Here is a 14740-nt window from a genome sequence, read left to right on the forward strand (position 1 = left end):
CAGCAACAAGAGCAACTGACTACCTATGCAGAGCTGGACTTCGAAGAACGATTAAGTCTGCTGCTAGAAAGTGAAATCTTGAACCGTAACCAAACCAAGATCCAGCGTTTAAAGCGACAAGCAAAACTCAGGCTGGATGCTCAACCCAGTCAACTTGTCTACAAAGAAACACGAAACCTTCATCGTAAGCAGATGAGTGAGTTACTAACGGGCCGTTATCTGTACAAACACCAGAACATCTTAATCACTGGCCCAACAGGGGCAGGTAAAACGTATCTTGGTTGTGCACTGGCGACCAGCGCCTGCGATCAACAACACGCTGTTAGATACTATCGGTTAACCCGCCTTCTCGACGACCTGAGTGCAGGTCGATTGGATGGTTCCTATCAAAAACAACTCCAGTCGCTGGCTAAGAAAACCTTATTGATCCTCGATGACTGGGGTATGGAAAAACTGACCCAAGAGCAGGCAGGACACCTATTAGAAGTGCTTGAAGATCGTTATCAAAATAGCAGCACCATCGTCATCAGCCAACTTCCCGTGAAGGAGTGGTACAACATGATTGGTAACGCCACAGTGGCAGACGCCTTAATGGATAGATTGGTACACAATAGTCATAGGATAGAACTGGGAGGTGAATCAATGAGAAAACTGGCGCAATCCGAACACTTAGAGTAAAAATAGGGAAAGAGAAAAAGTGCTGGTTCAAGTGTTCGGAATAAACCGAAACAAGCGTTCGCAATCACCGGAATACGCACAAAAGCAAGTGTGGCGGCCTATCTACTCGCTCTGGAATACGAACAGGTTTCATAAAACTTACTTTTAATTAGTTTCTTCTTATTTTGCTTTAGGCAAAGTTCTGCATCTAATGCGTTATGGTCTTTTTTGGGCAGTTACAGCATTTTCAGGTACTCAATTAGAAAAGAATCAGAGGTAGACAAAGCACTGAGCTAAAATAAAAACTTTTCGCATGTGAAAGATTCTTGGCAATCAGAATGAATTTCTGTTTCGATTCTGAATCGATGCGAATTTTTGACCTAAAGTTGGAGAGAGAGGCGGAGGGATTAAAGCACTTTTTAATAAAAGTCATTCTATCCACAGGCATGTTTATTTATTTATTCTTGTTTACCTTGTTTATACTTGTTTAGATGTGGATAACTTATTGATTTATATGAACATAGTTCAAGAAGTTGCTACATAAAGCCAGTAAGTTGCTACATAAAGCTAGTAGGTTGCTACATTTGGGCAGCAGGTTGCTACATAAAATCAGTAAATTGCTACGTTTGGTTAGTAAGTTGCTACATAAAGCCAGCAAACAGCTCTGTTTTGCTACGTTTAACCAGTAAGTTGCTACGGAAGATCATTGAAAAGTGGCCTTTTGAGTGATTGAAGTGACATTTTGTAGTAACTTTAGGGTTAAGCGCTGACTTTATGTAGCAACTTATAGATTTTATGGTCTAAAGTTGCTACGTTTGATCAGTAAAAAGAGCCATGGCTCTATTTTTTGGTTAAATCACTGGCTTTATGTAGCAACTTTTAGGCTTTGCGGTCGTAAGGACTACATTTTTATCAATGTGAAAGGGCAAAATGCCTTTTTTTGGCTGAGTCACTGGCTTTATGTAGCAACTTTTTGACATCAAAGAGAAGCTAATCAGGTGTAGGTTTTTATGATAGGCGAAAACGAAGTTCTTGAAGGCACACTAGAGCATGACGGCACCGAAATTGATTGTGTTAAAAACGTTACCCCCGAGTTAGCTTTAAAGAATGACTTAGTCATTTATAAGGATAATGCTCTAGTGTGGGGAAGATTTGATCTGTCGAAGGTTGAACTGAAAATTGTGAACGCACTGATTGCGCTAATAAATCCTCTTGAACCTTTCAAAAAGCAAAACCAGTGGAATTTTACGAAGGCCGATCTTGAAAACTTGGGTGTGTCGTCAATTGGAAATCTTCATCGACATATTGATGAGATAACAACCAACCTACAAAGCCAGATTATTAGGTTGCCAATGAAAGACAAAGATGGAAAACAGATCGACGACGGAAAATCGTTTGAGAAAGTGAACCTCTTTTATAAATCAAAATGGGATGATAAAGAAAAAATTGCTTCTTTTAGCTTTCACCCCGAACTGGAACCTTATCTTATCAATCTCAAAGGCCATTTTACTAAATACCATTTACATCATGTCCAAGGGATGGAGTCACAATATGGTATTAGATTGTATGAGTTACTGAGGAGTATTTATTCGCTAGAGAAGGTAAAGAAAGGGAACTTCAGTATTAGTCTGCCGCTTAGCTATGATAAATTGCGTGAAGTGCTTGAACTGGGTGATAAATATCCTCGTTTTAGCAATTTCCATACAAGGGTACTTCAACCTGCTGTAGATGATTTAAACACTACTGACATTGATGTGAAGTACAGTTTTCCAGATCGCCTCACGCCAAAATCAACGGCCAAGGTGAAAACAATCGTATTCACTATAACGACGAAGTTTGGTTATCACCCAACTAAAATAGTTAAAGGCTCGCTTGTTCCGATAGAGGGGGAAAACGAAGTTCGATTGTCTGTTAAGCGTCAGCTTAATCTTTTCTTCAAGTCCTCTGTTTCCGACAGGTTAATAGCCACCTATGGCGTAACACGCTGTCTCTCCAATATGAAGCTCCTTTCCGCAGAGGACAGTGCCACAAAAATTAAGAATGCCGCTGGATGGCTTAATAAAGCCATTGAAGAGGATTATGCGAATTCAGATACTGGTGCTGATTTGGTTGATTTGCTTAAAGTGTCAACGGAGACAGACGTCCATAAGAAACGTTTTTTGGAGGAGCAACTTATGCCTATTTGGCCGAGCTTGGAGTCCGAGGAGCAAAGGGACTTTCTTCAACACCGCTTCGACCAAGGCGCAGTAGCTGTTCGCTTTGCACAATACTACGCCGCTTCATTGTCTGGGAATATTCCAGCTCCAGCTATACAGGTAAAAACAGTTAATGCTAAAGCAGATCGTGACGCAGTAAATGCGGAGCTTACTAATCTTTTAAATACAGATTGGGCGTTTTGATCAAATATATGCCGCATACTCGTCGGCTTTAGCCACGAGTAGTTCACTAATGGCTTCATGTAACAATTCAAATTTCGTTACTTTTACGCCAAATGAGCGTCTACAAACGGTTTGTTTCTTAGTTGGTGGGATCGCTTCAAGTTCAATGCACGAATCGCTATTGAGCTCTCTGACGGTTCACAATAAAACCACTTAAAACTGACCTCTGATGACTCTAGGAGAGATATTGGCTAGGTCTAGGTCTAGGTCTAGGTCTAGGTCTAGGGCTAGGGCTGTGGTGATACCCAAGGCACTTAAAAGATTTGGGTCTACAAAGTCACTGCTTTGTGGACCCAATTTTTTACATTCTAAATTCATTATTAGTAACGTTGCCTAGAAATTCGTTACTCACAGTTTTAAATAGTTTCGCCAAATTATTTTGCAGGTAAACTTGAAACTTATCCTGAGCTAGGGTTCTATCAAATACATCTGTTGGTAAGAAACGTTTCATTTCTGCAATGAATGCTTCACTAGACACAATATCAGGAAGTCGTTCGAGAAAGTTTTCTAACATTTTGTTGAAGTGTTCAAGTTTATAATCTGACGCCTTTTTCTTAACTAAGTCCATATTGAGTGTCGCGCCTTGTTGCTGTAACCAAGCTAAATCCCATATATCTCGGTGGCGGACATACCTTGTTGTGGCAGGTAAAGAAATGATTTTATCCGCCATGACTTCATCCAAGCTTTCTGTCAAAATTAGCGTATCACTGTACCCATCAGGCAAAAAATCATAGTTTATTTGAAGAGGTTGCGGCTCTCTTGTATAGGCTGGAATGTTTGCCACTTCTACCTTGATTTTTTGTTTTGGTAAATCTTTTCTCTCAGGAGAAGTCACTACCGCTATTTGCCACTTATCAATGCTCAATTCAGAATATTTAGGATCTTGCTTTAGATCCTTTGGTTCTTTTACTGTCACTTCAAGCCCGTATCGTTCGCCAGTGTACTTTTCTATACAATGTTTCATGTCTGCCAATATTGCTGAGCTGAAATCCTTCCCGCCAACAAAATCAAGATCTTCGCTTAAACGATTGCCTCCATAACAAAGTCGTAACGACGTGCCACCTTGAAAAGTTAGTTTGTCTAAAAGTCCACCCTTCTCTAGCGCAAATAAAATATCGTAGTGTAAGAGCTCTTTCTCTATCACTGAACGCATATGAGATACATTTTCAACCTTCATTGCTTTATTCACCAATAGCGCGAAATTTTCTTGATCAATTTTCATATAGCCCATCCTTGCTTACTAAATGTGTATTTCGACCAACTCGTTTTAAGTCTCTGTATGCCGTTTGTTTCGTTGCTAACCTAAGTGGTCTGCCGACTAAACTGGTATTTTCTATAATATCCATTGGATCTCGTTTCGTATGCGTAAATTCAATTGTACCCAAAGGTGTTTTGAATTCACCGGAACGCCCCGTTGTCATAACCGTTAAGCGATCTACTGGAATTTGCGAAATAACACCGAAATCAGAAAGTGCTGACTCCAGGCTAATGTAGTTATATTCCCCACGTCGAATAGTTTTAGCAATTTGCTCCAACGTATCACTGCCTTTCGACTGCGCTAAATTGAATAAGTACACACCATTAATCATTCGGATGAGTAAGCCATCTTCTTGCAAACGTTTAATTCCAGCGCGCAAAGTTCGATCATTATCTTGATGAAAAATTTTGGCTAGATCTGAATTAGTAAAAACACAGCGACTACGCTTGTCATATTCTAAGAGCTTTTTAATTGCCTCAGACTTTTTCACAATACACCTCTAGTTAGCAAAAATGACATTTAAAGATGTCATAATTGTAGACTTAATTTCGGTAGGACACAAGATTACAATAATGACACTTAAAGATGTCAAATTTGTTAACTTGACTGCTAGGAGGGATTGAAAGGACTTGGTTAGTTTGAATTAATCGTACGGTCGACCACAAAAAACTGTTCTCTACACAGTTCTTTTTTAAGATCGTACGCGACAATATTGCATAGCCCATCAATGGCTTTAGGACTGTCGATTGAGTTATATATTTCTATTGTCCGCCTTGATCTCTTTCACATGTGAAAGATACTGTGTGATCGATTCGAAATAGTTAAGTTAAAAGTAGATCGAGAGCCTAGCTTTAAAAAACCATTAATGCCTTTCTTGTCCTCTTTCACATGTGAAAGATTTCGGGCGGTCAGAATTGACCACCCATAAACAATTAAACTCTTTTTTGAAAATTGCCAATGGCAAAACCGATGAGTATGCAGGTAATCATCATAACAACAGGTATAACAAGAGGGCTTACGGCGAAGGGAGAAAAAGAAACAACGCAGAAAGCGAGAAACAAGTAACCTATCGATCTAACGCCATACCTGTGAATTATAGGCGAAGCATAATCAAAGTTTGTTCTTTTGATTCGCCATGTCATTAAGCCATCGTAGACAGCTGGGACAAGAAGTATCAGCATGTAAGGCGACCAAACAACAAGTAAAGCAATTCTTGCTAGAAATTGGTAAACCACTTCAGATAATGTGTTTATTCTGCCCTTGATCCAATCAAACCAGAACTGACCCATCTCCTCCATGCCTCTTGATTCCTTTCGCGCCTTTTCTGTAGGAATAAATGTTCGGTAGATTCCTCTTTCTATACCAGAGTCGATCATGATGAGTTTATGCCAACTGTCAGCTTTATTGTTTATCCATTCACTTGTTTCAGGGCCAAGACTTGACTCGACATACGCGCTTTCTTTTTGTATTGCGTCTTTGGTAAAACTACCGGGTACAAGCAGCAACACCGCGCCAAGCTCAATAACGAGTATGCTAACTATCAGCCATAAGGGTATTTTCATACTTAGCTCTCCTTAATACATTTTTTACTTTATGGCTGGTTATGAGATTAAACAGCGAGTCTCGAATCATTTCTTTATTGGTATCCTCACCGGGGGAAGAGTCCCCTTCTTTGCTTATAACCACCAGATCTGTGATGGCGTTAACTTCGATATAACTTTTTGCCAACACATCAATTCCTAATGTCGATGCCGCTTCCGAAATCAAGGATTCTAAGAAAACAGCAAACCTCATAGGATCTGGCATCTTCTCTCCGTTTTTAAAATAGACAGTCTCGCCATATCGAGACAGTGCCTTTTCTATTATTTGATATATCTGTTCATCCTCAAGATTAGATTCGCAAGAAAAACACTCACTTATTTTTTCTAAAATGTATCGAGAAACAGGCCAATCAAATTGTAATAGCGATAGTAGTTCGGTATTTTTCTTTCCTTTAGATCTGGATTTAAGTCCGTAGGTCACTTGGTAATAAGGGCTTTTGTACATCATTCCTCCTATAGCACGGTTTATATTTTTACTTATTACTCTAAAATTGGTAGGCGACCTTTTATCAGCCTTCCGCCTGAAATGGTTGCGAAAAACTCTAAATTTGGCAGCATACCGAGCAGTTGAGGCTGTATTAGATCGGATTCCTCTTCCATTAGACGCTCTCCTTGGTTGCCACCGTGCATAGCCGGTTCGTCTCCATGTGTATTTTGCCCTTGCGTTCTCATGACGTACTTCACCCTAGTTTTAGGCAAGTTACTGGTTATGTATTCTTGTGTTTCTGTATCAAGCACACGCAAAGCAAATTTGTTGTTGAGGTTCCCTAGAACCTGAATGGCTTTGTCTTTGCTGCCCATTCTGGCTGAGAAATCTGAAAAAGTTTGCGTTGCAACAAAAAGGCGAAGCTTTGCACCACGACCTTTGTTTAGCAGCTGAATAAAGGGATCGTTTATCACTTCAGCCGCCTCATCTACAAATATATTCACGACTCTATTGTTCACTGCAAAATTGTACCGATCACCCGCAACGGCGGTGAGATCTGACAGCATTATTGAGCCGATAGCACTACCAACCATGCTATCCGTGAGTGAATCGAGGCCAATGTAAGCAACTTGGCCGTTGTTTATGATTTTTGCTGTATCTGTTATGCCGCGTAGGTCGTCGAGGTCTGTAGCGTCAGGAGAAAGCATCTTGCCTAACTCTCCCGATGTCAGCATATTCATTATTGGCAGTAGATTTGAAACCATCTTTGAAAAGTGGGTGGCGTCGTGCTGAAACATACTTAACAGACCTTCAAGTTCAGAGCTTGGGTAGTCCGGCTGAATGACATCATAATAAAATCGCAACAGAGCGAACGCCTGCTTTTCTCTGTGACCGTTTTTGGCCTTGTCTTTGTAAGGCTGCGCTAAAGCTTCCCAATCCTGAAGATTTTTTTCTGCATAGGCTTCTACGGCTTTGATCACTAAACCTGCCGGGCCACCTTCCAAAAATCGACGAAGCAGCGTTAAATTTGGTCTTTGGTACGTCATCACCAACCCTTGAGCAATGTTGTTAAGGGCCTGCCATGTAAAGCTCTTAAATGAATTTGCACCGGCTTCTGAAGGTATTAAAGCTGCAAGACGACTCGCTATTTCAGTGACTCGCGTAAAGTATCTAAGAGGGTCGATGCGAATAGATTCATCAGGGAGCGCTGGATGGAAAGAAACATACTTTTCAAGCTCTTTTAACTAGCGGTCTTGCTGGAGTTTTGTTTTGCTCCTGCCATGCAGCCGGTTGAGATTTTGGCTTTGGGTTTGACTTTACTGCTTTTTCTTTACTTGTTGTTCCGCTTGTTTTCTTCTTACTGACAGCATCGATTTGATCTTTCATTGGTAAATAGTCATTAGCATTAGCGTCACTGTCTGAAGAGATGGCATTTAAAATCATTGATGAAATTTCTGGGATAAGAACAACATCCTTAACGCCTCTAAAGCTTTGAATTTTCTTATTCGGCATGACCGGATCGCCAGATACCAAGGCTGTACTCCATAAAGAAGCCAGCACTTCAGATGATTCTCCCAACTTTTTTGCACCATCGGGATAAAGTATGGCTAATTGGTCATTCATGACAAACAAAACATCACCAAGCGTCTCTTCTCTATCTAAGAGAGGAAGCACCGCTTTCTTCACTAAATCGCTTGCCGCGTCAGAATATTTATCGAGTTTGGTGATTAATTCCGCTTTTGCTTCTTCTATACCCTGATTCTGATCTATTTCAAATTCTGTATCTTCCGATACACTTGGATCGTCGGGGTCGGCAAGATCTAAGTTAGATGAAGGCTTTTCCTCCCGGGGTTTTGCTTTATCTTCATGAGCGGCAGAAGGCTTATTGGGCGGTTCTTTTTTCTTCGTGTCTGCATTAGACGAGCCAGAGGTCTCTTTAACTCCAAATCCTTCAGCGGGAAAATCCAGACCAAAATCATCATCGTCATTGCCATTGTCATCGTCGTTTTGACTCATCTCGCTTGGCTTTGCGCTGTCAGTAGATTCTTCGTCGATTTCGCATGTGAGAATTAGAGTTTCAAAGCAGTCGTCGCTTGATTCGTCGTCGCTTGATTCATCGTCGCTTGATTCGTCGTCGCTTGATTCGTCGTTGCCTGATTCGTCGTTGCTTGATTCGTCGTTGCCTGATTCGTCGTTGCCTGATTCGTCGTTGCCTGATTCGTCGTTGCCTGATTCGTCGTTGCCTGATTCGTCGTCGCTTGATTCGTCGTTGCCTGATTCGTCGTTGCTTGATTCGTCGTTGCCTGATTCATCGTCGTTGTTTTTGATCTTATCCAGAATATCCGTTATTTCATCGCCAACAGCCCCACTCACTGTAGAGGGTGGCATACTGGTGAAAATAAGCTCTTGCGACTCAATCTTTAAAGCGAGCAACTTAATTGAACAGGGACTCCGGCCATCTTGAAGAACATCCGGGCAAACTTCCCAGTAGCGATAACTTGCAACCTCACCTGTCTCATTGGAAACAAGCTCTTTTGGTACAGCAAAGCCCCTTTCAATAAGAATGTCTGCAAGCGTATCTGGATCACGAGGTATGCCAGGAGTTTTGTCTTTTGAAATGAGATCATAGAGCGATTTAATCTGCTTCCATGTGATAAACACGCCTTGAGGCATGAACCATACATGTCCACCCGGTTCATTGACCTTCCACTCCCCCGTTTTGATTAAGCGGCGAATGGCATCGAACACATACCGTTCAACTGGAACACCGTAAGAGAACTCATCTATGTTCAATCGATTTTGTTTGATGTCACGAGAGACACTTTCTTGATCGGCCTTGAGCATTATTTTAGTTACTGGCTGTGTAGAACTGGTTCCAGCAATCGCTTCTAGCATGGCCTCAAGAATTTCAGGGCCAGACTCAGATAGGTACTCTAAAACGTTCGGCGGTAGTATCCGCTCAATAGCAAGTAAGGAAAATTGCTCATGCCTCTTGTGACGGTTATCGCGCCAACGAATAAAATAACGATCTACCCCATTCTGTTCAGCCCAACCATAAAGCGTGTTGGCATAAGGGTTCCATGACAGTGAGCCGTCATTGTTCGTTACAGAGACATCAGACAAGGGCTTACCCACATCGTGAAGCAAACCAGAGAAGCAACTAGCTAAATGCCATCTTGGTTCATTGTTTCGTCTTTCGCGAGGCGACCCTTCCATAGAAAAGATGACGGCATCTGAAGATTGGGCAGCCCAGAACGCGACTTCTAGGCCATGTCTAAACAACCCTCCAGCACCTCGATGGTGGTGTGATTCTGAGGCTGGTAACAAATGTACAAACTCTGCATATCTTTTGACGACAGGCATGATTAGTCGTTCATGCTCATCTTTGTTAAAACCGAGTGCATTGCGAATACGTTCTATCAGCTCACCTTGGCTATCTAACACCTTATCAACGGGAGCAACCGGCAAACCTTTGGCGAAAGGAGGATAACGAGGTATCTCTTCATCGTACCCCGCTGCTTCATCTTGCAGTGTTTGCTTCCCTTTCAGTTTGTTCGATTGAAAAAATAGGGATGCAATAGATCTGAAGCTCTTCAGTAACGCCATGTAATCGTTCCAAAACAGAAAGTAATCGAAGGGTTAATATTCACAGATTTACTGACAAAAATTAAAACGCGCTTATAACCAAATTGGGAAATTAGAGCTTGCGGCATAAGCTTTAAATGAATTTAAACTTAGTTAAGTAGAAAAAAACGTCCTGACTGAATAGGAAAAACCGAATGAAGCGAATAGCCATTTTAATGATTGGTGCGGCCATCGTGTCGGGGTGCGCCTCGAAAGATGTTGTCACTCACATAAACACAATAGAAGCTCAGAACAAAGAAACACAAATGAAGAGAACTTCACGCGATTCCACTCTATCTTGGGAAAACATAGGACGAGGTGGTGCTGCATTAAGACAACCTGCATACGTCCATGTGCTAGGGGAAGGGAATTTAAAAGTACTTAGTAAAGACAGTGATATTCCAGAGGTCAACGCAAAGAACCCGTTCGAACCAAGCGATCTTATGGCTGTAATAGATGGCATTGACAAGAAAAGCTCTAACGCTACAAACCAGACAAAGCATTCAATTAAGCAGTATTCATTATACGAACTTTCACGCTGGGAGCGCTTCTGTGATCAAGGTAAAGGCATGGATGAAGACGATTGGATGTTCGTTACAAACAATGGCGGAGAAAGCGGCTTGCCAGAGATCTATTCCGGTAGCTGTAAGTCACCCGGTCACAACTATGACGACTACTTAGATGCTTGGGTTGGCTTCTGTACCGGCTCAACTATAGAACCGTATCAACGTGCCATTGTTCGTGAAAGTGTACGTCCAAAAACGAAGGTAAACCCATGCAAAAAATTAAACCTACAGACAAAGTAATCACATACAAAAGCGAGTTGGAGCGAAAGGCAGAACTGAGCAATTCACTTCTTATTATGCTGGAAGAAGCCGCTACTCGACAGTCATGCGAAGAAGCAGCCTGTGTAATAACTGGTGTCTTAAAAAACCTATCTAATGATTTTAGTGAGATTAAGTCGTCCGTTGATTTTTGGGAGTCTCTTACTGGAAGCAATTTAGAGAAGACTTAAGCTGTCATAGACACCTTACCAAAGTACTTATAGAAGGGTATGACACTTAGCTTAAGCTAAGTGTCATCACATTATTAGCTGTATTACCAATAGGCTTAGGATAAAACAAGCTCATGATTTGTCTTGAATTTTACTCTTGGTTTCTGCTTCAGCCTTATCATTAGCTTCGACTTTGGCTTCAGCCTTCAATTAAAAAGCCATATTATTGCTCTTAATTCATTAATGCAGCCTGGTACCTCGTGCATAAAACTTAGGAAAAATGCGAACAAGTCGTTCCCATGCGACAATTCATTTTTAACCTTCGAGCCTGAACACGTCCTATCGTCCTCACTGATTTTGACAGTATTATGAGAAATTATGTGTTCTTATATAAGAATGATTCGATTAAAAATACATTTTTATGGTTTGAGAGTTTCAACTGTTTCTACCAAGGTATTAATACTTGAGTTAACACCTTCAATTGCCTCTGAAACGTGCTCTATGGACTCTTGACCCTTACTTGCCGTCACATTTATTTCTCTTAAACCTGAATCTATCTGTTCAATAAGAACAGCATTTTTTTTGACTACTTCTCCTATATCGGATGTAGCAGTTGAGGTTCTTGCTGCTAACGTTCTCACTTCATCTGCGACTACCGCAAAGCCTCTGCCAGAGGTTCCTGCTCTTGCAGCCTCTATTGCGGCATTGAGCGCCAACAAATTTGTTTGCTCTGCAATTGAGCGTATTATTGTGACAATTTCCTGAATATTTTTAGAGTTGTTACTCAACTCTTGTCCAACCTCTGTGGTGTTTTTAACTTCCGCGGTAATCTGTGAGCTGGTTTGTACGCTGCTTTGCAATTCTTGCATAGCCGTTGCAGTAAGTGACGATGTGCTTTCAGAGGTCTGAGTAGCCAAAAGGACAGTATCAAGAGCGCTGTTAACGCGCTCTGATATATCTGTCGCAAATTTAATGACTTTATGAACTTCACCATTTTCGTTTAAAATTGGATTGTAAGTTGCTTCTAACCAGACTTTTTTTCCAGATGAGTTTACCCTACAGAAGCGCCCAGACTGGTATTCTCCTTGGGCAAGCTTTTTCCAGAACAGAGGGTTGTCCTTATAAAAACTATCGTCACAGAAAATGCGGTGATGTTTGCCTTTTAGATCGTTTAACTGATAGCCCATTACATTCAAAAAGTTCTGGTTAGCATTAAGGATAGTGCCATCTGGCGTGAATTCTATCACTGCTTGAGAACGGTCAAGAGCCGTAAAAACAGCATCACGCGTTTCGGCCGCATGATATTGATCGGTAATATCAAAGGCAAGTTTTGCAATCCTATAAACTCTGCCATTAACATCTTTTATAGGTATATAACGAGCACCAACGTAAATGATTTTTTTGTTTTTCGTTAGGTACTTAAAAGTGTCACGTTCAGACTTTCCTGCAATAAGGTTTCGCCAAAATGTGCTGTATTCAGGGGAGGATGCATAATCAGCTTCAACCAATGTCCGGTGGTGTACGCCTAGTAGTTCTTCCTTGTTGTACCCCATAAAGTCAGAAAAATTTTGACTTACTTCAAGAATGTGCCCATCACTGTTAAAAATTACAAGTGCGGTTTCATCAAGGAGTGCATTCAATAGCAATTTATCATCGGACAATTCATTACTATCTGTAATCGGGGAAGGCTTCTTCATAAAACCAAACATGGTTAGTATTCTCTCTTGTAGAAATAGTTTAAGTTTCGTATTGATCAAAAGAAAGTTGTATCAAAACCTATGCTCTGATGGTGTCGCAACTAGACACGACTTTATGACAACTATCCTTGTTATACTTAACTGTAAGGACCATACCATTATTTTTTAATGGCTAAAAACTAATATATGATATAGCGTACTTCACAGTTCATTACTAATCCTAACAGATATATTATTTCATATATGTAAATTTAAGTATCTGATTGATCTGCAACAGACTACCAAAGTATCAAGTAATTTTTTCTATTTCTCACTATGTACGATAAGGTTTCCTTGGTTAAAGGCTTCTGCGGTAATTGGCTTGCTGACATAATACCCTTGCCCAAAATCGCATTGGAACTCTTCCAACAATTGCCACTGCTTCCTAGTCTCGATACCTTCCGCAAGTGTCTTAATATTAAGCTTATGTACCATAGCAATGATGGCCTCTACAATTTTCTGGTCATCTTCATTGCTTTCAAGCTCAATAATAAAGCTACGATCAATTTTTAGCATATTGACGGGGAGCTGTTTTAATTGGGATAAAGATGAATAACCCGTGCCAAAATCATCAATACCAAGGAAAGTCAGTGATGAAAATGTACTGTTAGTTGACACATAAGGGCCCAGACTCCCCTACTTATGTAGGGGAGTCTGTTGGTTACGGTCGAAGAAGTCGGTATCTTTAAAGTGGTCACCGCGGCCTCTAAGAATAATATCAATCCAGCGGTCTAGTTTTTGAGACGGATAGGTGTAGATAGCAGACATGTGAAAGATTCAATTCTTATCCGATCTGTTGCCTTTACTTAAACCTTTTACTCTGCACTCTTGGCTTGGCTTGGCTTGGTAAGAATGTGGTTGGTTTAGACGCCTACAAATAAAGGGATCAAAAAGTTTTTTGAGGATATAAAAATGAGTTCTGTAAAAACTTTTGATGGCAATCGTGGCAAGCCTATAGACTTAAAAAAATCGGAGCGAAAGGCAAAAAATGCCTCGACGTGTCCTAAATGAGATGCCCAGATGGTAAAGCTGAAAGAAAAACCAAAGGACGACAAAAAAGCCTCTTATTTTTTGGGGGTGTTCAAATTATCCCAAATACACCGAAAAAAAGCCGGTTACGCCCAAAAAGACAAAAAATCGTACTGAATGAATCATTCTAAGCAGCCTTTCTTCTCATAGTATCCGGGGAGAAAGGCCACTTGCCCAAGCCTCAACAATCCATAAGCACTTCACACCTCGCATCTAGTTAATTCTAAGCCAGCTATATCGGTAAGGCTTCCCGATAAGCATTATTTTGTAAAAAATATAGCATCTTTTTATGATTTTTTAGGTTTAATTTATGATACGATGATTGCTCAAAAAAAGAGGTGTATCGCTCTTCGACCTTCGATACACCCCGTTTAGCATAACCAAATCTGGAGAAATGATATGCAAGTAGAGAATACTAACAGAAACAATGTGGCACTTGTTGAGTTTATGAGCTGGTCATTGAAGAAACGACAGGAATTTATCGCGATTTCAATGCCAAACACACCAAAGTTCATCAAGCGCTCACTACTAAAGCCTTCTTAGATGGAGGAAGGATTTCGCTATGTCTGTACAGATAATAGACTCGAAAGGTAAGAATCATCACGAGATTTTTAAAGGAAGCATAATCCATAAGGACAGTAATAAAATCATATTGGTTGTATTGCTGGAAGGGTTAGACCAAAAGGCCAGAGAGTGCATAGAGGAAGATGAAGGTATAACAGTATTGACGGATGATGGCCCCAAGAAAACAAAAAGGCATCACATTCAAGATTCTTACACATCTGGATTTTCAGGTGTAGCAGACGGTCAATACGTTGTGGAATTTGAGATCTGAGGGTTTGAAGCTCAATCTTTCACATGAGAAAGATTGAGCTTCAAGTATGGCTTACGCCATTTCACACATTATAAGAACTATGTCGCTACTCTTAATATATCAATATGGCTTACGCCATTTCGTGCAAGACCTAGGATAGTT

At 40.7% G+C, this 14740-nt stretch carries 13 protein-coding genes and 1 pseudogene; 5 read left to right on the plus strand and 9 right to left on the minus strand.

The features are described 5' to 3' along the window. Together istB and J9B83_RS12900 are read left to right on the plus strand one after the other, a co-directional pair. A partial coding sequence (gene istB, locus J9B83_RS12895) for an IS21-like element helper ATPase IstB (RefSeq protein ID WP_211537276.1) occupies positions 1-678 on the plus strand: 678 nt, incomplete at its 5' end. 989 nt (positions 679-1667) lie between these two features. Then, positions 1668-3056: a replication initiation protein gene (locus J9B83_RS12900; protein ID WP_072842469.1), complete on the plus strand. Its 1389-nt coding sequence runs from the start codon at positions 1668-1670 to the stop codon at positions 3054-3056. Between the two features lie 192 nt (positions 3057-3248). On the opposite strand, the gene J9B83_RS15780 is transcribed toward J9B83_RS12900, so the two are convergent. The 7 genes and pseudogenes from J9B83_RS15780 to mobH form a co-directional block, all read right to left on the minus strand. Next, positions 3249-3413, minus strand: a complete 165-nt coding sequence (locus J9B83_RS15780) for a hypothetical protein (RefSeq protein ID WP_236037295.1) — start codon at positions 3411-3413, stop codon at positions 3249-3251. After that, positions 3397-4317, minus strand: coding sequence for a nucleotidyl transferase AbiEii/AbiGii toxin family protein (locus J9B83_RS12910; protein WP_114412844.1), 921 nt, complete (start codon positions 4315-4317; stop codon positions 3397-3399). The genes J9B83_RS15780 and J9B83_RS12910 overlap by 17 nt, the downstream gene beginning before the upstream one ends. Next, the gene (abiEi, locus tag J9B83_RS12915; RefSeq protein WP_072842379.1) at positions 4307-4843 is read right to left on the minus strand and encodes a type IV toxin-antitoxin system AbiEi family antitoxin; all 537 of its coding nucleotides are present in this window, start codon (positions 4841-4843) and stop codon (positions 4307-4309) included. Before abiEi ends, J9B83_RS12910 begins: the two co-directional genes overlap by 11 nt. Positions 4844-5285: 442 nt before the next feature. Beyond that, a complete protein-coding gene (locus J9B83_RS12920) occupies positions 5286-5915 on the minus strand; it encodes a DUF4400 domain-containing protein (protein WP_211537277.1) in 630 nt (209 codons plus the stop codon). After that, positions 5887-6399 carry a hypothetical protein gene (locus J9B83_RS12925; protein WP_211537278.1) on the minus strand — a complete coding sequence of 171 codons (513 nt, stop codon included), beginning with the start codon at positions 6397-6399 and terminating at the stop codon, positions 5887-5889. The genes J9B83_RS12920 and J9B83_RS12925 overlap by 29 nt, the downstream gene beginning before the upstream one ends. A 35-nt stretch (positions 6400-6434) precedes the next feature. Then, positions 6435-7601, minus strand: a pseudogene (gene traD / locus J9B83_RS12930) (conjugative transfer system coupling protein TraD); the annotation flags it as partial. A 10-nt stretch (positions 7602-7611) separates the two neighbouring features. Then, positions 7612-9987: a MobH family relaxase gene (gene mobH / locus J9B83_RS12935; RefSeq protein ID WP_211537279.1), complete on the minus strand. Its 2376-nt coding sequence runs from the start codon at positions 9985-9987 to the stop codon at positions 7612-7614. Between the two features lie 173 nt (positions 9988-10160). Here mobH and J9B83_RS12940 point away from each other — a divergent pair, with 173 nt between their 5' ends. After that, entirely contained in the window at positions 10161-10811 is a 651-nt protein-coding gene (locus J9B83_RS12940; protein WP_211537280.1) for a hypothetical protein, read from the plus strand. Beyond that, the gene (locus J9B83_RS12945; RefSeq protein WP_211537281.1) at positions 10781-11020 is read left to right on the plus strand and encodes a hypothetical protein; all 240 of its coding nucleotides are present in this window, start codon (positions 10781-10783) and stop codon (positions 11018-11020) included. The genes J9B83_RS12940 and J9B83_RS12945 overlap by 31 nt, the downstream gene beginning before the upstream one ends. A 398-nt stretch (positions 11021-11418) precedes the next feature. Here the strand turns inward: J9B83_RS12945 and J9B83_RS16020 are convergent, their stop codons facing one another. Both J9B83_RS16020 and J9B83_RS12955 read right to left on the minus strand, forming a co-directional pair. After that, positions 11419-12708 (minus strand): methyl-accepting chemotaxis protein, encoded by a 1290-nt coding sequence (locus J9B83_RS16020; RefSeq protein WP_211537282.1) that lies wholly within the window; start codon positions 12706-12708, stop codon positions 11419-11421. Positions 12709-12999: 291 nt separating this feature from the next. Beyond that, positions 13000-13353, minus strand: coding sequence for an EAL domain-containing protein (locus J9B83_RS12955; RefSeq protein ID WP_328797740.1), 354 nt, complete (start codon positions 13351-13353; stop codon positions 13000-13002). Between the two features lie 973 nt (positions 13354-14326). Between J9B83_RS12955 and J9B83_RS12960 the strand changes: the two genes are divergently transcribed. Then, positions 14327-14599 carry a hypothetical protein gene (locus J9B83_RS12960; protein ID WP_211537283.1) on the plus strand — a complete coding sequence of 91 codons (273 nt, stop codon included), beginning with the start codon at positions 14327-14329 and terminating at the stop codon, positions 14597-14599. Positions 14600-14740 lie beyond the last annotated feature (141 nt).

The sequence above is a fragment of the Marinomonas vulgaris genome, from assembly GCF_018145875.1.
In the GTDB taxonomy this organism is placed as follows: Bacteria; Pseudomonadota; Gammaproteobacteria; order Pseudomonadales; family Marinomonadaceae; genus Marinomonas; species Marinomonas vulgaris.

Bases quoted from the DNA above. Each gene is read 5' to 3' on its own strand.
- J9B83_RS12900 (WP_072842469.1), top strand. From the start codon at position 1,668: ATGATAGGCGAAAACGAAGTTCTTGAAGGCACACTAGAGCATGACGGC.
- J9B83_RS15780 (WP_236037295.1), bottom strand. From the start codon at position 3,413: ATGAATTTAGAATGTAAAAAATTGGGTCCACAAAGCAGTGACTTTGTA.
- J9B83_RS12910 (WP_114412844.1), bottom strand. From the start codon at position 4,317: ATGAAAATTGATCAAGAAAATTTCGCGCTATTGGTGAATAAAGCAATG.
- J9B83_RS12920 (WP_211537277.1), bottom strand. From the start codon at position 5,915: ATGAAAATACCCTTATGGCTGATAGTTAGCATACTCGTTATTGAGCTT.
- J9B83_RS12925 (WP_211537278.1), bottom strand. From the start codon at position 6,399: ATGTACAAAAGCCCTTATTACCAAGTGACCTACGGACTTAAATCCAGA.
- mobH (WP_211537279.1), bottom strand. From the start codon at position 9,987: ATGGCGTTACTGAAGAGCTTCAGATCTATTGCATCCCTATTTTTTCAA.
- J9B83_RS12940 (WP_211537280.1), top strand. From the start codon at position 10,161: ATGAAGCGAATAGCCATTTTAATGATTGGTGCGGCCATCGTGTCGGGG.
- J9B83_RS12945 (WP_211537281.1), top strand. From the start codon at position 10,781: ATGCAAAAAATTAAACCTACAGACAAAGTAATCACATACAAAAGCGAG.
- J9B83_RS16020 (WP_211537282.1), bottom strand. From the start codon at position 12,708: ATGTTTGGTTTTATGAAGAAGCCTTCCCCGATTACAGATAGTAATGAA.
- J9B83_RS12960 (WP_211537283.1), top strand. From the start codon at position 14,327: ATGTCTGTACAGATAATAGACTCGAAAGGTAAGAATCATCACGAGATT.